Annotated in this window: 20 protein-coding genes; 6 read left to right on the forward strand and 14 right to left on the reverse strand. The window is 43.6% G+C overall.

Annotated elements, in window-relative coordinates; all coding sequences use genetic code 11:
- Positions 1–161 precede the first annotated feature (161 nt).
- Positions 162–770: an adenylyltransferase/cytidyltransferase family protein gene (locus FGM00_RS19900; RefSeq protein WP_236262901.1), complete on the forward strand. Its 609-nt coding sequence runs from the start codon at positions 162–164 to the stop codon at positions 768–770.
- A gap of 2 nt (positions 771–772) precedes the next feature.
- On the opposite strand, the gene FGM00_RS04195 is transcribed toward FGM00_RS19900, so the two are convergent.
- From FGM00_RS04195 to FGM00_RS04215, 5 genes are all read right to left on the reverse strand, one after another.
- Entirely contained in the window at positions 773–1357 is a 585-nt protein-coding gene (locus tag FGM00_RS04195; protein WP_138851701.1) for a LicD family protein, read from the reverse strand.
- A gap of 40 nt (positions 1358–1397) precedes the next feature.
- On the reverse strand, positions 1398–3221 hold the full coding sequence (locus FGM00_RS20060; RefSeq protein WP_138851702.1) for a CDP-glycerol glycerophosphotransferase family protein: 1824 nt from the start codon (positions 3219–3221) through the stop codon (positions 1398–1400).
- A complete protein-coding gene (locus FGM00_RS04205) occupies positions 3218–3904 on the reverse strand; it encodes a phosphocholine cytidylyltransferase family protein (protein ID WP_138851703.1) in 687 nt (228 codons plus the stop codon). The genes FGM00_RS20060 and FGM00_RS04205 overlap by 4 nt, the downstream gene beginning before the upstream one ends.
- 328 nt (positions 3905–4232) lie before the next feature.
- On the reverse strand, positions 4233–5039 hold the full coding sequence (locus FGM00_RS04210; protein ID WP_138851704.1) for a glycosyltransferase family 2 protein: 807 nt from the start codon (positions 5037–5039) through the stop codon (positions 4233–4235).
- A gap of 96 nt (positions 5040–5135) precedes the next feature.
- The gene (locus tag FGM00_RS04215) at positions 5136–5951 is read right to left on the reverse strand and encodes a 2,3,4,5-tetrahydropyridine-2,6-dicarboxylate N-succinyltransferase (protein ID WP_138851705.1); all 816 of its coding nucleotides are present in this window, start codon (positions 5949–5951) and stop codon (positions 5136–5138) included.
- Positions 5952–6050: 99 nt separating this feature from the next.
- Between FGM00_RS04215 and ruvX the strand changes: the two genes are divergently transcribed.
- From ruvX to FGM00_RS04235, 4 genes are all read left to right on the forward strand, one after another.
- Complete coding sequence (gene ruvX, locus FGM00_RS04220; RefSeq protein ID WP_138851706.1) at positions 6051–6461, forward strand: Holliday junction resolvase RuvX; 411 nt, start codon at positions 6051–6053, stop codon at positions 6459–6461.
- Positions 6461–7051: a peptide deformylase gene (gene def / locus FGM00_RS04225; protein ID WP_138851707.1), complete on the forward strand. Its 591-nt coding sequence runs from the start codon at positions 6461–6463 to the stop codon at positions 7049–7051. Before ruvX ends, def begins: the two co-directional genes overlap by 1 nt.
- A gap of 53 nt (positions 7052–7104) precedes the next feature.
- Positions 7105–7560, forward strand: a complete 456-nt coding sequence (locus FGM00_RS04230) for a DUF5606 family protein (RefSeq protein ID WP_138851708.1) — start codon at positions 7105–7107, stop codon at positions 7558–7560.
- A gap of 162 nt (positions 7561–7722) precedes the next feature.
- Complete coding sequence (locus tag FGM00_RS04235) at positions 7723–11130, forward strand: amidohydrolase family protein (protein ID WP_138851709.1); 3408 nt, start codon at positions 7723–7725, stop codon at positions 11128–11130.
- Positions 11131–11168: 38 nt separating this feature from the next.
- Here FGM00_RS04235 and FGM00_RS04240 read toward each other — a convergent pair whose 3' ends face one another.
- From FGM00_RS04240 to FGM00_RS04265, 7 genes are all read right to left on the reverse strand, one after another.
- Positions 11169–12239, reverse strand: coding sequence for a glycoside hydrolase 5 family protein (locus FGM00_RS04240; protein WP_138851710.1), 1071 nt, complete (start codon positions 12237–12239; stop codon positions 11169–11171).
- A gap of 154 nt (positions 12240–12393) precedes the next feature.
- Positions 12394–14007, reverse strand: a complete 1614-nt coding sequence (locus FGM00_RS04245; RefSeq protein WP_138851711.1) for a family 20 glycosylhydrolase — start codon at positions 14005–14007, stop codon at positions 12394–12396.
- Between the two features lie 118 nt (positions 14008–14125).
- Positions 14126–14773, reverse strand: a complete 648-nt coding sequence (locus FGM00_RS04250; protein ID WP_138851712.1) for a GDSL-type esterase/lipase family protein — start codon at positions 14771–14773, stop codon at positions 14126–14128.
- 1 nt (position 14774) lies between these two features.
- Entirely contained in the window at positions 14775–15662 is an 888-nt protein-coding gene (locus FGM00_RS04255) for an alpha/beta hydrolase (protein ID WP_138851713.1), read from the reverse strand.
- A gap of 34 nt (positions 15663–15696) precedes the next feature.
- Entirely contained in the window at positions 15697–16422 is a 726-nt protein-coding gene (locus FGM00_RS04260) for an MIP/aquaporin family protein (RefSeq protein ID WP_138851714.1), read from the reverse strand.
- Positions 16423–16488: 66 nt separating this feature from the next.
- Positions 16489–16662 carry a hypothetical protein gene (locus FGM00_RS19760; protein ID WP_175416183.1) on the reverse strand — a complete coding sequence of 58 codons (174 nt, stop codon included), beginning with the start codon at positions 16660–16662 and terminating at the stop codon, positions 16489–16491.
- Positions 16663–16747: 85 nt separating this feature from the next.
- Positions 16748–17893, reverse strand: coding sequence for a serine hydrolase domain-containing protein (locus FGM00_RS04265; protein ID WP_236262904.1), 1146 nt, complete (start codon positions 17891–17893; stop codon positions 16748–16750).
- Positions 17894–18121: 228 nt separating this feature from the next.
- On the opposite strand from FGM00_RS04265, the gene FGM00_RS04270 reads away from it, so the two are divergent.
- On the forward strand, positions 18122–18454 hold the full coding sequence (locus FGM00_RS04270; RefSeq protein WP_138851715.1) for a DUF2853 family protein: 333 nt from the start codon (positions 18122–18124) through the stop codon (positions 18452–18454).
- Between the two features lie 239 nt (positions 18455–18693).
- On the opposite strand, the gene FGM00_RS04275 is transcribed toward FGM00_RS04270, so the two are convergent.
- Positions 18694–19599 (reverse strand): SMP-30/gluconolactonase/LRE family protein, encoded by a 906-nt coding sequence (locus tag FGM00_RS04275; RefSeq protein WP_236262906.1) that lies wholly within the window; start codon positions 19597–19599, stop codon positions 18694–18696.
- Between the two features lie 5 nt (positions 19600–19604).
- Entirely contained in the window at positions 19605–21263 is a 1659-nt protein-coding gene (locus FGM00_RS04280) for an N-acyl-D-amino-acid deacylase family protein (protein WP_138851717.1), read from the reverse strand.
- Positions 21264–21297: the final 34 nt, after the last annotated feature.

Consider the following 21297-nt stretch of genomic DNA (forward strand, 5'->3'; position numbering starts at 1 on the left):
AGCTTTAAAAGTTTTATCAGTAAAAATAGCTTTTCTAACTATTGTAATTCCAGTTTCAGCTATTTTTATAAAACCGTTCCGGTCTTTTTCCATTTATGTGCCTTTAAGGGATTTATTGTTGCATGATTTTGTAGTTTTGCCCAAATCTGAGCCGATAAATTATGATAGATCTTACCGAGACAACTCTTCAAAAAGCGTTTCCCAAGTGGAAGACAAAAGAGGTTTCACAACATCGTATTGAGATGATAGTACCGAATGGGGAAGCCGACGATGAGGTATCGCAAGTGGTAAGTTTTCTATATGGGAAATTCCCTAAAGAAAGATGGACTTTTCAAATAGACCAGAATAGGTTTATCGCTAAGATAGAAAAAAGTTCGAAGTACAATAGAATGTATACTTCGGGCTGTTTCGATATCTTTCACTACGGGCATTTGAATATTCTTGTCAAATCAAAAGAACTATGTAATTATCTGATTGTCGGGGTTTCAACGGATGAACTTATCGAGAAGGAAAAGGGGAAACGCCCTATAATTCCTTTCGAGGAACGGGTTAAAGTTGTTCAATCTATTGGGTTGGTAGATGAGGTTATTGCGCAGACAGATAAAAACAAACAACGTATCGTAGATGAATATCGAATCGACGCCATTTCGGTCGGTAGTGATTGGAAGGGAAAATATCCGAAGGTAAGCTGTGCCATGGAATACTTCGACTATACTAAAAATGTGAGCAGCACTATACTCAGGGAGGCATTAAAATTGAACCAAGGGTAGGTTTACGCCAGAGCGTTATCATCCGTTGAGGTGTCCCAGTCTTTTACAGGTGTCTGCCAATCGCCGTATCTATAGGTAAGGTAATCGTCGGTATTTTCTGGTATGGGATAATCTTTATCTTTAAAACGAACGTGTTTAAAGCCGGTGTAAAATTTTGCCGGCACGTATTTGGTTTTTTTATCGATTTCCCAATACGTTTTTTCTTCTTTGGTATACTTCACGAAAACATCCAAACAAACTTTACCTTTTAGCAATCCAAAAAATTTCTTAGATCTTATTTTTATCATCCTGAGGTCGCCTTTTCGGAAAAAATCGCTAGTTGTTTCGAAATGACGATGGCGAATTCTAAAACCTTGACTTTTTAGTTCCTTTAATAGCAAAGCTAGTTTAGGGGTCTCACTTGCATGGAGCGAGATGTCCAGATCATTATCCCACGGCAGAAGCCTATTTTCGCGACGAATGCCCAAGAGCGTGCCGCCTTCGAGCCAATAGTTGACCTGATGCTTTTCAAAAATCGTGGTTGCCTTGGCCAATAGGCTTTCCGCATTTTGAAGATTCTTGCCCTCTAACGTTATATCATATGCCATACTGAAAATTAAATGTAACCCGATATTCCCCTGGTCAGGTTTAGTTCGTATTGATTTGTCGGAGTCGTTTCAACTCTTTGTAGCGACTATAGACTCCGAGAGCGTTCAAATAGCTAATAATGATGCCCTTTTTACCATCAAGAAATCCCAGTCTTAAGAAATAATGGTTGAAGAAACGATAGGCTGGTCTTAGCGTGAAATGATAGAGGTTGGGTTTGTAGTTTTTTTCAAATTCTTCCTGTGCTTTCATCTGCCCATACTTTATCATCTTTCCTTTGTAATCCTCGTAATTCGTATAGGAATAATGAATCAATTTATGATTTAACACGTCCGTTTTGCCGTCTACATTAAGCGTTTCGTGTACGATACGATCTTTGGTAAAAGATGCTTTGCTTTTTCTGAACAGCCTAAAATTCTTATCGCTTTGCCAACCGCTAAACCGCAAGATTTTTTTCTGAAACATAAAGGTGCGATAGAACATATAGGCTTCAGCGGCATTTTCGGAATTTACGGTAAGCAATACTTCATTTTTCAAGGCATCGGTCAGTCGCTCGTCCGCATCCAAAAATAAGATCCAATCATTGGAAGCCTGTTTCATGGCGAACGATTTTTGATTGGTATAATTTATGAAAGGCCGCTGAAATAATTGCACCCGCGAGTTGGTTTTTATGCGCTCTACAGTACCGTCTGTACTGTAGGAATCGACAACGATAATTTCATCGGCAAATTGAATGTTCTCCAAAACTTCATCTATGTTGGCGATTTCATTGAAAGTGATGAGAAGTGCGGAAATTTTATTTCGAACTTTACCGTCCCATAGGTTTTTGATGGGCTTGCCAAAGATGGCGTCTATTTTTAATTTTCTAAATAAGGGTAGATTCCTTTTTTCTGGAACTCCGTTTTTTTTAATATATTCTTTGGCTGCAGCGACCATACGCTCCGAAGATTTACCGTCGGAATACGGATGGAGCATCGCGTTTAATTCTTTGCGTTGCTTTGAGAACACTTGGCTATTCAGGTTAGTTAAAACATGATCGATTAAACCGCTCTTCTCCTTAAAATTATCCCATCTAATATGCTCTGCAATTGTCTTGTATGAAATCGCGGGCTTATCTAAAAGCAAGAACTCGTAGATGACAGATGAGGTGTCACTAATCAAGAGGTCGGCCTGGAGCAGGTATTTAATGATGTTTTTTTCTTCCTTGAAAATAATATTCCCATATTTTTCAGAAAGTGTCTTATAGGCTTCAATGAATTGAACATCCATTAAATCATGAAACTTAATAAAAATCAAATATCCGGTCTGGACCGCCAGCTTTTCGATTTCGCCCAGTAAATCTTCCGCAGATGTTAAACTAGGCGAAAAAGTTGGCGCATATAGAATGATTTTGTCGGTATGATGCTCTTTTAAGAGCTGTTCTTTTTCTGCATCATATCGGTTTCTGTCCGTCCCGTATACATCTAATTTTGGCCATCCCGTCTCGATAACTTCAAAATCTTTGTGTTTAGCTTTCAGCTCATTGAAGCGATTAGTAAAATATGGCCCTTGGGTAAGGTACAGGTCAAAGTAATGACGTATCCTAAAATGCCCTTTCTTTTCGCCGGCCAGACCATGAAAAATTTGTGTTTTAAGACCCCGCAAGTAGTAGGGGACTTCGTTACCTGGAACAAAGATCACATCACTCTTGTAGTATTGCAAGTCTAAAATACTCGTGGTGTGCGGCTCATTCTTGAAGGGGAATTTGTGAAGCAGTTTTTTAGAAAGGTACCAGATGAAATCATCTTCTTGTGCCACAAGTACTTCACGAATGGGTGCTAAAATACCGAAGGCGTACGCGTTTTGGCAAAAAAGAATAAATTTCATTTGTGAAAGATATTGTTCACACTTTCCAAATCTTCCTTAAAATCGACCTCCATACAATCAAATTTTGAAATATCGAGAGCGGAAACCTTCAATCCATCCTCAGCAATGGCAATTTCAAGGCCACGTTCAAAATAATCGTTGTCATCGCATTCCTCTAGCCTCTTAATGAAGCAAGCAACATCGTCCTTAGCGATATAATTGATGCCCACAGCCTCTCCCAAACCGTTTTTCACCTCTTTTGAAAGTGCATGAATATAGCCGTTCTTTAAGGTGTATTTTACTTCTTCATCCGCTACCTTATCCGTGTTCACGGCTACAAAAGATTTACCTTTCTCAATATATGGTTTAAAAAGGGTCAAAAGTTCATCGTCGAATACGACATCGCCATTCAACCAGAGCACAGCGCTATGACGGTTTTTTTTCAAGGCTTTAAGGAGACTTTTTGAAGTGTTGGTACGATCGAAAAATGGATTATAAATGTAAATAAGCTCTGGAAAACGTTCCATGATCAGGTCCTTTTTAAAACCTACAACAACATTGATATCATCTACGGAATAATGATTTCCTAGATTTTCGACTTGCATGCCCATAATTGTCTTTCCGTTTTTTAACGGAGTAAGTGGTTTGGGAAACGGATTTCCTAAACGAGAACCAATACCAGCGGCAAGAATAATAATCTTCAAAATCTATATCGTTTTAAATTGAACTTTTGTTCTACGGACACAATATAAGGGGATTATGAACTTAATAAAAAAATATCGGAAGTTTTAAATGCAAAACCAATCGTGAATTGCTCGAAGGCACTTTTTATGAAAATTGCAGGAAGTCTTACAAAACTTTGTTTTGCTGACCTTTCAAGAGTCTGGAGAGAATAATTTTAGGGGTCAACTTCAATATTACCTCCGTGCTAAAGGAATATTTAAGGAGCGTTTGTTTTTAGAATGAATGGATGCGTAATTGAAATAGAATAGCAATTGAAACCCCGCGAAATATACGTTGGGAAGAACCCTCTTAATTTCCAGTTTGCCGCACTGGCTTTAGACTTGGAACTTTTTGTTCATGCTCCAGTCTTCTCAGCTCCAAGTAGCGTTCCCAATCACCGAGCGCTCCCAGGTAACATATCGTCATACCTTTAAAACCATCTAAAATACCTAGACGTACGATATAGTTATAAAGAAAAGTAAAGGTTGGTTTTAAAAGTAAAAGCGCAACACTAAAGGGTTTACCTTTTTGAAAGGCCTCTTTGGCCTTTAGTCTTCCATAGAGCACCATTTTGTGCTTGTAATTCGCAAAATCGCGATAGCAGTAGTGGGTCAGTTTTGATTTTAAGATACCCGATGTACCATTGACCTCCAAGGTCTCGTGTACGATACGTTTCTCTGAAAATCTAACCTTGCTCTTTCGGAAGAGTCTATAATTTTTATCTGTTTGCCATCCACTGAAACGTAGTAATTCCCTCTTGAACATGAATTTTCTACGAAACCAATAGGCGGCATGGGTCGCCGAGGAGTTTGTGGTGGCGATGATTTCTTCCCTTAGTGCTGCGGTAATCACCTCATCGGCATCGACGAAAACTACCCAATCGTTCGAAGCCTGGTTGAGCGTGAACGCTTTTTGCGCAGTATAATTTTTAAAAGGATGCTGAATTACCTTCACCTTGGGGTGGGCAACTAAATATTCATAGGTTCCATCTGTACTGTAAGAATCTACAACGATAATTTCATCTGCGAATTCTACCGATTTCAAGCACTTTTCGATGTACCCGACTTCGTTGAAAGTTATAATTAATGCTGATATTCTTGCGCGCTGAAACTCCATAGTAAGATATGCGTAGGTTATTCATTTTAGGAGTGGTCTGGTATTAGAACTTTAAAAAGCGCAAAATAGTATGCGTTACTATAAAATTCTTACAAATTAAACAGCTACATTGTGTTCCCTTAGCGCATCGTTTAGCGATGTCTTCTTATTGGTGCTTTCTTTTCTTGTGCCGATGATCAATGCACAGGGCACTTGAAAATCCCCTGCAGGAAATTTCTTCGTGTAACTCCCTGGTATAACAACTGAACGGGCAGGAACCCTACCTTTGCGTTCAATTGGTTTGTTGCCAGTAACATCTATGATTTTTGTAGAGGCGGTAAGCACCACATTGGCACCTAGGACGGCTTCCTTTTCGACGCGAACTCCTTCGACGACGATGCAACGCGATCCTACAAAGGCATCATCTTCGATAATGACGGGTGCGGCTTGCAAAGGCTCCAAAACACCACCGATACCCACACCCCCGCTAAGGTGCACGTTTTTGCCGATTTGGGCGCAACTACCTACCGTTGCCCAGGTGTCGACCATGGTTCCCTCATCTACGTATGCCCCGATATTCACATAACTGGGCATTAAGATAGTCCCCTTGGAAATATAGGCGCCATGTCTGGCCACGGCGTGCGGGACGACACGTATGCCCTTTTCGGCATACCCTCTCTTCAGGGGAATCTTATCATGGTATTCAAATATACCCGCTTCAAGGGTTTCCATTTTTTGAATCGGAAAATACAAGACAACACCTTTCTTGACCCATTCGTTGATTTTCCATCCGTCGGATGTGGGTTCGGCGCAACGCAATGTTCCGGAGTCCAATAAATCGATAACCTCCCGAATGGCATTTTGGGTATGCTGTTCCTTTAAAAGTTCCCTGTTATCCCAGGCGTTTTCAATGGTGTCTTGTAATGCTGTCATGCTCCAATTTAAGATTTGCACAAATATAAGTTGCCCCCGATGAATATGCCTTTCAAATTTAGAGATATAACAATTTATAGGTTATTTTTGCCAAAAAAGGTGAGTAGGGTTTTGGCATTGGATTTTGGAAAGAAACGCACGGGGATAGCCGTGACCGACGAATTACAATTGATAGCGTCCGGGTTGACTACGGTAAATACTTTTGAGTTGATTCCGTTTTTGACAGCATATATCAAAAAGGAAAATGTATCCTGTATCGTGGTCGGGGAACCAAAACAGATGGACAATACCCCATCGGAATCAGAAGCGATGATCCAACCCCTCATCAATAGATTACGTAAACTATTCCCCGCAATAATTCTTGAGCGACAGGATGAGCGCTTTACCTCAAAAATGGCGGTACAAGCAATGATCGCAGGGGGCATAAAAAAGAGTAAAAGAAGAAACAAGGCTTTGGTAGATGAGATTAGTGCGACACTTATTTTACAGGCCTATTTAAACAGATTTTGATGATATTACCCATTGTAGCTTATGGTGATCCGGTACTTCGAAAGAAATCGACCGATATTGATAAGAACTACCCCAAATTGGATAACCTACTGGATAATATGTGGGAAACGATGTACAATGCAAATGGAGTCGGCTTGGCCGCCCCACAAATCGGCCTTTCGATTCGATTGTTTTTGGTCGATACGAGTCCTTTCGCAGACGATGAGGAATTATCCGAGGAAGAACAAAAAAGCCTTGGCAGTTTTAAAAAGGCCTTTCTAAATGCGAAAATCTCCGAGGAAACCGGCGAGGAATGGGCCTTTAACGAAGGATGTTTGAGTATTCCCGATGTAAGGGAAGACATCAAACGAAAGGATACGATTACGATTACCTATCAAGACGAAAATTTCAAGCCCCATACCGAAACGTATGATGGCTTGCTCGCGCGTGTCATTCAACATGAGTACGATCATATCGAGGGAATCCTGTTTACCGATAAGTTGTCGACTTTGAAAAAACGCCTTTTAAAAGGGCGATTGAAAAATATAGCCCAAGGTAAGATTCAAGTAGATTATCGCATGCGTTTTCCAGAAATGAAAAAAGCGCGCTAGCGCTGCTGAAATCAAAGTAAAAGTATAATATTTGTGCTTGCAATTAAAGATATATGAGTTTAGAGAAAATTTTGGCCATAGGCGGTAAACCCGGGCTTTTCAAATTGATTACCCAAACCAGGGCAGGTTTTGTTGCGGAATCATTGTTAGATGGTAAAAAGGTCTCGGTGGGACTTCGAAGTAACGTGAGCGTGCTCTCGGAAATCGCCATCTATACCTTGGAAGAGGAGCTTCCCCTGCGCCAGGTTTTTCTGAACATTCAGGTAAAGGAAAAAGGAGGCAAAACCAGTGTAGGCCACAAAGCGGATAAGCTGGAATTGGAAGAATACTTTTTCGAAGTGTTGCCCAATTACGATGAAGATCGGGTCTACGCCAGCGATATCAAAAAAGTAATCCAATGGTATAATATTCTGCACGAGCAGGGCATCACCGATTTTACGGAGGATAGCGACTCAAAGAATGACAAGGCTAATGATGAAGCATCTAAAAGTGACGATTCGGAAGAATAATCGTTTTGGAATTGTGTAACTTAACAAAACCGCGGACTGTTCTGTTCGCGGTTTTTTCGTATGACATATTTTACCAAAATGACCAAACCGATGAATACGAAGTTCACTAGAAAACCGAAACAATTGGTTATATTTAGGCGACTACTTAAAACCAGTATTCCGATGCAAAATTCAATTCTAAAAAAGCTGTTAATTTGTGCCCTGCTTTTTTTATTTTTCCCACTCCTAGCACAGGAAACGGCCAAGGATTCCACTAAAAAAGCCACCAAAGAACTTCCCCTCGAACCCGAGCGCACCATCGAATTCGCAACGGATAGGGGTACTTGGATTTCCTTGGACGTGAGCCCCGACGGACAAACCATTGCCTTCGATTTAATGGGCGACATTTACACCATGCCCATCACCGGAGGAAAAGCTAAAGCACTGACTAATGGCCTGCAATATGATGTGCATCCGAGGTATAGTCCGGACGGCAAATCATTGGTCTTTATTTCCGATAAGAGCGGTTCCGATAACATTTGGACCATCGACCTGGCTTCTAAAAAAGAGACCCAGGTGACCGAAGAAAAGAAGCATAATTTCTTTTCTGCCGAATGGACACCTGATGGGGAATATTTGGTCGGGGCCAAAGGTCGCCGAAATATCAAACCGCATATCTATCATAAAGATGGAGGTTCGGGAAGTCAGTTGGTCGATAAACCTAAGGAGATTAAATTAATAGACCCTGCCTTCAGTGCCGATGGCAAACTCCTTTATTTTTCCCAACGAAAAAGTTCTTGGAACTATAATGCCCAATTACCACAATATCAAATCGGCGCCTACGATATGGAAGATGGCGATATGGCCGTAGTAACCTCTCGCTATGGTTCTGCCTTTACCCCAACTTTATCCAATGACGGTAACTGGTTGGTCTATGGTACGCGGTTCGAGGCCGAAACCGGACTGGTACTACGAAACCTTAAAACCGGTAAAGAACGCTGGTTGGCCTATCCCGTGCAGCGGGATGAACAAGAATCCATTGCTCCACTTGGGGTGTTGCCCGCCATGTCGTTTACGCCCGATAGTAAAAGTGTAATTGCCTCTTATGGGGGTAAGATTTACTCGATTTCCGTGGACGATAATGTGGCTAGGGAAATTCCGTTTCAAGTGGATGTAAAATTGGAATTGGGTCCACAATTGAAATTCAAATACCCTATTGAAGATACGACCGAAGCCTTGGTCACACAGATTCGCGATGCGAAGCCCTCCCCAGATGGTTCGCGATTGGCTTTTACAGCTTTAAATCGCTTATATGTGATGGCTTTGCCCAATGGGACACCTAAACGACTCACCACCAACGACTTTACCGAAGCACAACCTTCTTGGTCGCCTGACGGAACTTCCGTAGTATTTACCACTTGGAAGCAGGGCGGGGGTCATCTATACAAAATTAATGTTGACGGAAGGCCGAAACCCGTACGGCTGACCAAGGAACCGGGAATCTATACCCATCCCGCCTGGTCGTATAAAAGTAATCGTATCGTGTTTCACCGCGGCACGGCGCAAAGCTATGACGATGCCATAGGCCCTTTCGCTCAAGGAAGTCAGGTAGATTTGGCCTGGGTGTCCTCGAATGGTGGGGAGATTCAATTTATCGACAAGTCCAAAGGGCGGCAAATCCCCCATTTTACGAAAATAGACGACCGTATTTACCTAAGCCAAAATGAAAAGGGGCTTTTGTCCATTAGATGGGACGGCTCCGATGAAAAGGAGCATTTAAAACTGACAGGTATAGAAACCTTTGGTTCACAAGATATTTTTGGTAAAGACCATGATGGAGCGTACGGGATACCCTCAGCCTTACCGACCGCTGAAGACGGCTGGCGGGAAAATAAAAAAGCTTCGAAACCGACGGAAATTCATATTTCCCCGGACGGCAAAACGGCCTTGGCCTTGATCAACAACGATTTATATACAGTGACTATTCCCCGATATGGGAAAACGCCCAGCGTTTCTTTGGCAAAGGCGGATAAGGCCGCTTTTCCGGCCATGAAGCTTACCGTGATGGGCGGAGAGTTTCCAGTCTGGTCCCACGATAGTAAAAAGGTGCACTGGTCATTAGGGGCAAGTCACTTCAGGTACGACCTTTTGGCTGGAAAGAAGTTTCAGGACAGCCTGGACCTCATCAAAAAAGAGAAAGAAAAAATGAAGGGCAAGGAAACCGAAACGGATTCCACCGAGGTAGATAAGAAAGAGGACAAGGACAAGAAAGACCCAAAATTCCTTGCCGAGGAATTCAAGATAAAAGTGCGTTACGGCAAAGACATCCCACAGGGGATGGTCTTGTTGCGAGGGGGACGGCTGATTACGATGAAAGGTGATGAGGTTATCGAAAATGGGGATATACTCCTCGAAAACAACCGCATTAAGGCGATAGGCGCTTCGGGCAGCCTAACGGTTCCTGAAAACACCGTAATCATCGATGTTTCCGGAAAGACGCTCACCCCGGGTTTTGTAGATACGCACGCCCATATGTGGCCCAATTGGGGCGTACACAAGAACCAGATATGGATGTATTCGGCCAATCTGGCTTATGGCGTGACTACTACAAGAGATCCCCAAACCGCGACTACCGACGTGTTGACCTATGCCGATATGGTAGAGGCCGGAATGCTTCACGGACCACGTGTCTACAGTACAGGCCCGGGCGTAGGTTTTTGGAAGTATCAAATCGAGAGTCTGGACCACGCGAAAGAGGTGTTGAAACAATACAGCGAGTATTACAATACCAAAAGCATAAAGATGTATTTGGTCGGGAACCGCCAACAACGCCAATGGGTCATTATGGCTGCAAAGGAATTAGAACTCATGCCGACCACAGAAGGCGGACTCGATTTCAAATTGAACATGACCCAGCTACTCGACGGTTACCCGGGCCATGAACACTCCTTACCCATTTACCCCATTTACAATGATGTGGTCAAAACCATTGCGGATTCCAAGATGGCGGTTACACCAACCTTACTGGTTTCTTACGGAGGGCCTTGGGCAGAGAATTATTATTATTCCAGAGAGAAGGTATGGGATGATGCAAAACTGCAATACTTTACACCCTACGAAGAACTGGCCCAGAAATCAAGAAGAAGACCGGGCTGGTTTATGGACGAGGAACATGTATTCAAAAAACACGCCGAGTTTATGAAGGACTTGGTGGGGGCCGGTGGATTGGCCGGCGTAGGAAGCCATGGACAACTACAGGGACTGGGCTTTCATTGGGAACTATGGTCTGTAAGCAGCGGTGGAATGAACAACCACGATGCCCTTAAAGTCGCCACGACATTAGGTGCAGAGGCCTTAGGACTGGATGGGGATTTGGGAAGCTTGCGGGTGGGCATGTTGGCGGACATCCTTGTGATGGATGAAAACCCTTTAAATGACATTCGAAACACCAATACGTTAACGCATGTCGTAAAGAACGGGAGGGTGTATAAAGCGGATACTTTAGACGAGGTCTGGCCTACGGAGAAAAAGGCCGAAGTCTTTCACTGGCAGACCAAGAAACCGGAGGGGCTACCAGGGATGAAGAACTAGATTGTAATGATTCTTTTAGACAAGATAAAATGCCGCAGCTACCATCCTCGAGCAATCAAATTATCCTGAATTATTGAAAATGCTTCTTTTTCTGTACCATCGCCATCATATGTGCGAATGCCTAGTGTTCTGAGATATTCAATAAATACTATGTCTGAAATATCATAAGGTCTCGCGCCTTCTTGGGCCGCCGTTATCGAATAGTCATGCAGTCGTACCAAATTGGCGGAAAATATAGCATCTCTTTGACTATCCCATGCGGCAAAAAAATTACAGTAAAATTCCGCCTGTTTACTTTCTGAACTATTATTGGTAGGACTACTTTGATAGCCCACCTCTTGAAGATAAATTGGTTTGCTCGGAAAGGCTGCTACCAGCGCATTTAAATCTTCGAAAACGACTGTGGGGTGCTTTACATTAAAATCGCTGTTTAATGGATAGTACGTGGCGCCGAGAATATCTACATTCTGCAACAAATCATTAAAAACGGCTGGGTTCTCCAACAGCCCTGGTATCGTTCCGGTAAAACCAATCTGGAGTGAAGGATACTTTAGATGAATATGATGTGCAATTGCGCCTAAAAAGATTCCGTAATCCTGCCAAAAGTCAGGAGCTTCGCTGGCCGTATCGTAACCGTCTATTTCATTCCCTATCTGCAGATTTTGCAATACTGAGGGGTCTACTTTAGTGAACACAAAGTCCATTAGCTTATCGAATCGATTGCTCATTTCAGGCACATTGAATCGTTTGTTTTCCAAATCTTTCGGTACTGTTTTGCCTGTAAGGTCAATTGGACGAATGGTGAGGCTGAATTTAAGATTATTGTCTATAGCTATTTTTGCCAAGCTGGCGAGAGCGTCATCAGGGTCTATGAAGACATTAGGGGAAGTCTCTATGGCTGTCCAATTGATATGGAGTGCAATAAAATCGATGCCCATTTGTTTGGCAAGGTCGATATTGTCATTAAAACTACCTGTCTGGGAAAGGTCTAAAATATCCAATCCAACAACGCGTTTTCCCTTTGGGTTCGCAACATGAGATGTACATTCAAAGGCCGTGGGAGCTGGGGCGTCCATTACTTCTTCGGAGCAAAACGAAAGTGATGCCACAGTTATAATAGCAATGAAAAGCGTTTTTCTTAATGTGCTTCTAATACGCAAAGTTTGTTTCGTTTTGTACAGAAAAAAACGCTGCGAGCGTAAATGTATTGTCCATTTGATACTGGAGAAGCTACGGCTGGTTTGTAATTTTTTTTAAACTTCCTTAATCCTTCTTTATCTCTTCGTAGCTATACTTGCTTTTTTTCCAGTCGATTAAAGGAGAAGGATAGTATTTTACGTCCATACGGTCAAGAAACGGCGCTTGGTTGGCTAGCCTGACTTTGTAGTTCTCCCAATCCCTATTTTCCTCGGTAGTCCAGCTTAGTTCGGAATAGCCGATGGCTCTGGGGAAAGCAAGGTATTCCAATTCGTCGATATCGCTGATGGTCTCTGACCAAAGTGGTGCTTCAATGCCCAGAATATTTTTTAGGGGAATACCTTCATAGGCCTCAGGAGTCCAATTGTAAGCTGTATCCGTAGGAATATAGGCCGCCCAATGCAGGCCGTGCTTGGAGAGGGTGTCGTATTGCATATCCAGATAGGTCTTTACTGCCGGAGACATGATGATTTTCATATCCTGTTCTATGGCTTCGTTGGCAAAATCGGTATGTCTCCAAAATTGTGATATCGAAGTGGAATCTAAATCGGCCTGTGCGATTTCATCCCAACCGATCATCCGCTTGCCATATTTCTGAACGATTTTTTCGACTTTTTCTACGAAGTAGATATAATCGCTCTTTTTGGTCGCATCGCTCTCATCACCACCGATATGAAAATAGGGGCCGGGGGTCATGGCCGAAATCTCGCGAATCACATCATCGATAAAAGTGTAGACGGTATCCTTTCGGGTATCCAAAGTACTAAAGCCTACGCGCATGCCTTCGTACAGCTTCGGCGTCTTACCATTTCCATTGAGAATGGGGTAGGAGACCGATGCCGCATTGGTATGCCCGGGCATATCCACCTCGGGAACTATGGTAATATGATGTTGCGCCGCATAGGCCACTAGCTCTTTATACTCTTCTTGGGTGTAAAATCCACCTGCTTCTCCACCAACTTCGGTACTTCCTCCCACCTCGGTCAGTTTGGGCCATGACTTGATTTCTATGCGCCATCCTTGGTCATCTGTCAAATGAAGATGCAGGACATTGTACTTGTAATAGGCGAGCAGGTCGATGAATTTTTTAACGTCACCCACATCAAAGAAATGTCGGGCTACGTCCAGCATGGCACCTCGGTATTCAAATTGCGGACCATCGATTATCTTTCCCGTAGGAATGGTCCAAACAGGATAGGCCGCCAAGGTATCGTTCGATGTCTCCGAAATAATCTGTCGCAATGTCTGTACTCCGCGAAAGGCGCCCGCAGCGGAGTTCGAATTTAAAATAACCGAATCGGGGGTTATGTACAATTGATAGGATTCCGGTGCCTGCAGGTCAATACTATCAGATTGGTTGATGTAAATGACACCCTCCCGATTCGGAACTTCCGCTATATTCACAGGAATATCCAATTCTGTTTTCCCTTTTATTTTAGCTGCTAGGAATTTCCCAATTTCTTGAAAATCCTGCGCATTGGTAGTGTAAATGGCCGCAAATTCGTCTAGGGCGAACCCACCTTCCGTTGGGATTACTTTTACCGGTTTCGGAATCATGTTTTCCGCGGCCAAATCCGTTTTTGGAAAATTAAGGACCCGCTTCTTTTTTTCTTCAGTGCAGGCAAGAATGGCGATGCAGATACAGCAAACAAGGAGGCTATGAATTAAAGTTCTGGACATGGTAAATGAAATTATCGGTTTAAAAATTACTGGTCATTGGAATTAGGATACCATCCCGTGTTGATACAGCGTGTTAATAAATGGCCCTGAGCATTGGTTTAAACTGGCAGTAGTGGTATCATTCTTCAACAAAGCCTTTAATGGTATCGTACCAAATGCGATAGCCTTTCTCGTTCATATGCAAACCATCCTCAATAAAAATATCCTTTTTTACCTTTCTACCGTCTAGCATGGGTTTCCAAACATCTACGTAGTCGATAAAGTCATCATTCTGGCTCAACCTTCTGAATTTGCGGTTCAGGCGTTTGTAGTTCCTGCGGTAATTCCATCGAGCAAGACTCGGTTTGGCCGCAATCAGTACTATTTTGGTTTCTGGATTGTGAGCGCGGATGCCGGCGATGATAAGCTGCATATCGCTGATGATCTTTTTCGGTCTTTTCTTGGAATTGATATCGTTATCCCCTTCATAAATAAATACTTTTTTAGGTTGAAATCGATAAATCAATTCATTTGAATAAGCCAACAAATCGGAAGCCTCAGAGCCCCCGAAACCGGAATTCACGATTTGGTGGTTCGGAAAGCTGCTTTCCAGGGTTTTCCAGATACGAACACTTGAACTGCCGGTAAAAACGATTGTCTCCTTTGAGGCATCCCATAAAGTATCGTACTTCTGTTGAATGCTGGCGATTTCTTCGGCAAACCGAGCCGGATCTTGAGCTCGGGAGGCCAGTGGTAATAGTAGTAAGAATAAAACAAACTTTTTCATACTATTCAATGGTTGGTGCAGTGGTCAGGCCTTCGGCAATGGCCCAATCGTGAAAGCGTGCTATCCAATTATCGCTGGGCAGATTCTGTGCCTTCATTCCAAAGCCATGCCCGCCCTTGGAAAACATCTGTAGCGCGACCGATTTGTTCGCTTTGAGCCATGAGGTGTAGAGTTCGATACTGCCCGGTGCGAGACCCAAAGGATCATTACTGGCACAAATCACTAACATCGGGGGGGCATCGGCTGGAACCTCCTGTACCGGGTACACCGTTGTCCAAGGATAAACGGGGACCAAAAAGTCGGGTCTATTCTCGGGGGTATAATTATAGCCCACTCCCATGGTCACCGCTCCGCCAGCGGAGAAACCCATAAAGCCTACCTTATCGGTATCGATTTTGAAGTCCTCGGCGTTCTTCCGCACATGATCGATAGCGGCGAGGGCGTCGGCAATGGAATAGGGCATGACCGGAGATACCCGTTCAACGATTCTGGCTGGGTTTGTCATCCCGTCTTTGGTAATTTCCTGAACCCCATCTTCGCCAGTGGGTACCAGTCGATATTTTAAAACGAACGCGGTAATGCCTTTTTGAGCGAGCCACTCGGCAACGTCTGTGCCTTCACTTTTGATACTTAGCGCATAAAGGCCACCCCCTGGAGCGACAATAACTGCAGTTCCGTTTGGTTTTTCCGGTCGAAACACCTGCATACTAGGAACCGATACATTCGTCACCACCGGATTATTCCATATTTTGGAATAATATTCTTTTTCACCACCTACCCAGATGGTTTCCGCTGGTTTTTCAAAGGGTAACTCGATAATTTCTTGGGCCAGCGCGAAATGCAGCGAGAGGGCTGTTAGTAGGATAAGGGCAATTAAATTTTTCAACATTTTTCTTAGTTTTCAATGTCCACGGTAAGGAAATTCAGTTTCCGATCAGCATATACACCAAAGCGGCCAAGAGTGCTCCGACGATAGGGCCAAATACTGGAATCCAAGCATAGTACCAATGGCTGTGTCCCTTTGATTTTATGGGCAGAAGTGCATGCATGATTCTTGGCCCCAAATCCCGGGCGGGATTGATGGCATAACCGGTCGGGCCTCCAAGACTGATACCGATCGCTAAGACCAACAAGGCGACGGGAAGCGCATCTAGCGACCCCAGAGAAATATTTTCCTCGGCCATTTTCCCGCCAGCGATATAAAAGATGGCCAACATGAAAGCAAAGGTGGCAATCGCTTCCGTAAGGAAGTTCCAAAACGGACTCCTAATCGCCGGGGTGTTCGCAAAGGTGTTCAGGATACCTTCTTGATTTTCGGTTATTTCATACTGCTTTTTATAGGTAAGCCAAACCAGGACCGAGCCCACCATGGCCCCTAAAAATTGTGCTAGAATATAACCGGGAACCAATTGCCATTCAAATTTGCCGGCCGCCGCAAAACCTAGTGTGACAGCAGGATTTAAATGGGCTCCACTGATATCCGCCGATACAAATACCCCAACAAATACGGCAACGCCCCAACCGATGGTAATGCCGACCCAGCCGGCATCGGAGCCCTTTGTACCCTTCAGCACCACATTGGCAACGATTCCGTTCCCGAGCAGCAGAAGGAGTGCTGTTCCGATAAACTCAAAAAGATATACCATCATTGGCGAACGTTTAAGAAGGTCTGAAAATAAATAAAATTAATGAGAAACGATTTGTTAATGAACCCGCTATACAGTTCCTTCCACTATGGCCCATGGCCTTCGAACTCTTGAGTCAACAATCAAGAGCCAAGAATCAAGAGCCAAGAACCAAGAATAATAACGAAAAGGGGTTTGTTTGCTGATTCTTGTAGGAGCGTGGTCATATTCGGTGGCTTCGTTGTCACCACTTGCGGTATTCATTTTAGCAAGGATTGGTATATGAGCTGTCGCATCATCGCACCGTAGTAGTTGTGGTAGGGTTGTACCTGCGTCATCAGGATTGCGATCAACTCTTCTTCAGGGTCGATAAAAAAGTAGGTGCAATAGGCACCGCTCCAATAATACTGACCGACGGAACCAAGCCTTTGCTTTCCGCAACATCAGTTGTAATTCCGAAACCGAGCCCGAAGCCTTGGCCAGGTGCCTGATAGAGATTACCGACCTGATTCATCGTCATAAGTTCTACGGTCTTTGGGCTGAGGTATTGCCTTCCTTTCCAGATCCCCTTGTTCAAAAGCATTTGGCTAAAAACCATATAATCGGTAGCGGTAGAAAAAAGTCCATGCGAACCCCCGTAGACCGTATTGCCCTCGATAGGCAATTGTTGATCAGAATTGACCATCTTCCCTTCATCATTTCTATTGTGTACAGGGCCCCAACGGTTGTGCTTTTCCTGCGGGATATTATACCCGGTGTCCTTCATTCCTAAAGGGTCGAATAGGCGGATCTGTAGAAATTCTGCGGACGTCATTCCTGAAAAGTGTTCGATAAGCAAAGACAACACATCGGGAGAGGCGCTATAGTACCATTGTTCTCCCGGTTGACTTACCAAGGGCAGGCCGACCAAGGTGTTCACGCGACTCTCGATATTCTTTTGCGGATCAACATATAGGGCTTTGGCAATGGCGTTATCAAGTTCCGTTCCACCCAAGCCATGTGAAAAACCTGCCGTATGGGTCAATATTTGATGAATGGTCACTTTATTTTCGGCTGGCACGGTTGGGCTATCGAGACCTTTGTTTACGTCAGCCGCTACCTTGAGATCTTTGAATTCCGGCAGGTATTTCGAGACCGGATCGGTAAGCTGAAAATGCCCTTCCTCATAAAGCATCATAAAGGCTACGCTAACGATAGGCTTGGTCATAGACATGATATGAAGAATCTGATTTTCCTGCATTGGTGTGTTATCATTCATACTGCTTAAACCATAGGCTTTTTGGTGAACTACTTCACCATTGAGCATAACGTAAGATACCGCTCCGGGTATGTTCCCTTCTTTCACCTCATTTTTGAGAAAAGTATCGTATCTGCCAAGCCGCTTCTTTGAAATGTTTTCTACCTTGGATTCCAACGCAATGGCTTGTGCTTGAGCTGTATATTGAAACGTAAATAGCAGAAGAGAAATGAAAAGTAAAGTGATTGTTTTTTGCATTGGAAATCGTTTTGTTGGGAAGTGTTATATTCCATTGAATCAACTCATACAAGATAACTACTTTTCAACTATTTCGACCGGCTCTGTAAGGTATGTGCATAATCGCAAGCCATAATTTCAGGATTTGGCATATTTTAAGGCTGTATCCTGTTCTTTTGTTAAAGAAATTTTTAACTTACGAGGCGAATTGAAAACCTAAATAAATAACACCCTTAAAACGAAAGTACTATGAGCGACAGAGATGACAAATTAGCGGCCCTAAAAGCAACAGCCGTATCCCAATTAAAGGAATGTGGCGTATCGAACATCGACCATGATCAATTAGACGGCTACGTAAATAGCCTTCGGTCTATGGTAGATAATAAAGATGCCACCTTGGTTTCGGGTTCGGACGAGTCAGAGTTGGAAACCGTATACAGGAACTTCGTAGAAAAGAAATTAGGCGTTTCCGATAAAGAAAAAGGGATGTCGGCCATTCATAAGGTCGCCGATAAAATGTCCGGTATTCGTATGAAGAGTAGACCAGCATTCTATTATTTGGTAGCCCATGAGTTGAGCTAGTCGAAGAATTTTAATGAATAGTAATCAGAGCCACCTTTATTGCGTGGCTCTTTTTTTGGATAGTACTGTACATCTAAAAATTAGCTTTGGAGCGACAAGACCTGCCTCCGTCAGTCAGGGACAAGTTCACGTTTCAAGTTCAAAAAAGTTATGGTTCAGCGTAAGAAGTTGCTGGTTTTTTAATTTTCATCCAACATCCAACATCCAACATCCAACATCCAACATCCAACATCCAACATCTAATTCCGTACCCCCTTCACATTCATCTGCAGCGTAAACACCGAGTCCATTGCGGTTATGAACAAGAGGTCTTGATTTGGCCCCCCAAAAGTAACGTTGGCCGTCCATTTTTTCCCGGTGGGAATATGTTCTATTTGCTTTCCATTCTTATCGAATACGGTAACGCCATCCCCGGTCAGGTAGACATTTCCTTGATTGTCAATCGTCATTCCATCGGAACCCAGCTCGCAAAATAATGTCCCTTCCGATAGCATTCCATCTTCCAATATTTCGTAGGAGTACGTTTTATTGTTTCCCCTGTCCGAAACAAAAAGAGTTTTACCATCGGCACTACCAATAATGCCGTTAGGCCTGGCAAAATCATCTATCACTACTTTAATGTTGCCCATATCGGGGGAAATATAATATACCTGTTCTTTTTTCATTGCACTTTCACTACGTTCCCAATAAGGTCTTTGATAATAAGGATCGGTAAAATAAATGCCACCGTTCGGGTCGACCCAAAGATCGTTGGGTCCGTTAAGGTCGAGGCCTTCGAATTGTTCCCAGAGTACCGTAACGTTCTTATCGGAATCGATACGCCACAATTGAAATTTCTCATCGGCACAAGCGAGAAGATTTCCTTCGTGATCGAAATAAAGTCCGTTTGCGCGTCCGGAGGGCTGCATAAATACTGAAACCCCTTCGTCGGGAGACCATTTCAAGATTCGGTTGTTCGGTTGATCTGTAAAAAAGACATTACCCTCGGCATCTACCGCAGGCCCCTCCGTAAAGGTATAATCATCGGCGACCAGAACGAGTTCGGCACCTTCGGCAATGATATCGGAATGTTGGCTTTGACAAGCGGCAGAAGACATGAGAAGAGCCACCAAGGGTATAAATGTAATTTTTAGATTTAAAGTCATAAGAATCATTTAGTGTTTTCCTTCCATCCCGGTCCACGAACTACTCTGCCGGGTAAAGCACCTGTATGTTCGCCTTTTTCTAGGACGGGAGTGCCGTTTACCAATACGTATTGCATTCCAGTGGCGTATTGGTGTGGTTTTTCGAAAGTGGCATTGTCGGTTATGGTATTTGCATCGAAGATAGTAATATCGGCATAGTACCCTTCTTTAAGGGCACCCCGTTTCTTTAGTTTAAGATTGGTGGCAGGGAGTGTGGTCAGCTTATATATGGCCTCCTCTAATGAAAGTACCTTTTCTTCTCGCACGTATTTTCCCAAAAGTCGCGCAAAAGAGCCATACGCCCGGGGATGTGTACTTTGTTCCAAAAATACACCTTCATTGGTGTAGGAACCGGCATCGGAGCAAATAGACATATACGGAAGGGCCAATTTTTTCTTTATGTTTTCTTCCGACATCGAAAAATAAACCACTTGTATGCGGCTGTCGTCTTCACGAATAAGATCGACAATAGTTTCCGCAGGCGAAATATTGCGCTCCTTGGCAATATCGGCCAGCGTTTTTCCGATGTTGGTGCGCATTGCTTTGTTCCGAAAACCGACCATAAGAATATTTTCTGGCGGTACGTGAAAATCGACCTCCTTGATCATTTGTTCCCTCTTCTCTTGTTGACCGATAAGCTTCATGGTCGCGGCATGTCCGCCTTCCTTGGCCCATGCTGGGAGTAGTACATTCAATCCGGTCGAGCTCGCATTGTACATATACATGTCGGTCGTTATGGGCAACCCTCTTTTTCGAGCGGTCTCAACAAGGGAAATGGCGGAATCCAATAAGTGCCAATTCGCATCGCCGGATGCCTTAAAATGATAGATTTCGGCTGCTATGTTCGCTTTTTCGGAAATGGTGATCAGTTCATTTACCGCTTCGAGCAAATCCCCTTCCTCATCGCGAATGTGGGATATGTACATCCCGTCATATTTCGAGACCTCTTTGGCCAATTCAATAATTTCATCGGTTGTCGCATGGCCACTGGGCACGTATATCAGAGAAGTAGAAAGACCTACTGCCCCTTCTTCCATAGCTTCTCGCGTCAGGCGTTTCATGGTTTCCATTTCCGCATCGGTAGGTGGCCTGTTCTCGTAACCAATCGTATGTTTTCGTAAGGTGGCATTTCCGATAAAGGAAGCAATATTCGTAGAAACGCCTTTATTTTCAAGGTATTCAAGATACTCGCCAAGCGTAGACCATTCGATATCGTAAGTTAGGGTAGACTGGCCCGCTTTCATATCTTCCTTCATAGCATCGTTTAAAGGACCCATTGAATTTCCCTCACCAAGTACTTCCAAGGTCACCCCTTGCCTGATATCGCCCTGTGATCTACCGTCGACGATGAGCGATTCATTGGCCCAGCTCAGCATATTGATGAACCCTGGCGCGACGGTGAGTCCTGTGGCATCAATTATCGAACGACCTTTTGCATCATCTAATTTCCCGATAGCCGCAATCGTATCGGCATTGATGCCGATGTCCCCTTGATAGGCTTTTTCGCCGGAGCCATCCAAAATCTCACCGTTTTTGATCAGCACATCGAAGGTGGTCGCAGGACCGGTACAGCCGATAATCAGAAGGCATAACGGTAGCACGTACTTTAAGATGACAATTTTCATTTCAAATTAGTATTAGAAGTTTCTAAATATAGTT

Origin of the sequence: Aggregatimonas sangjinii (assembly GCF_005943945.1) — a bacterium.
GTDB classification, from domain to species: Bacteria; Bacteroidota; Bacteroidia; order Flavobacteriales; family Flavobacteriaceae; genus Pelagihabitans; species Pelagihabitans sangjinii.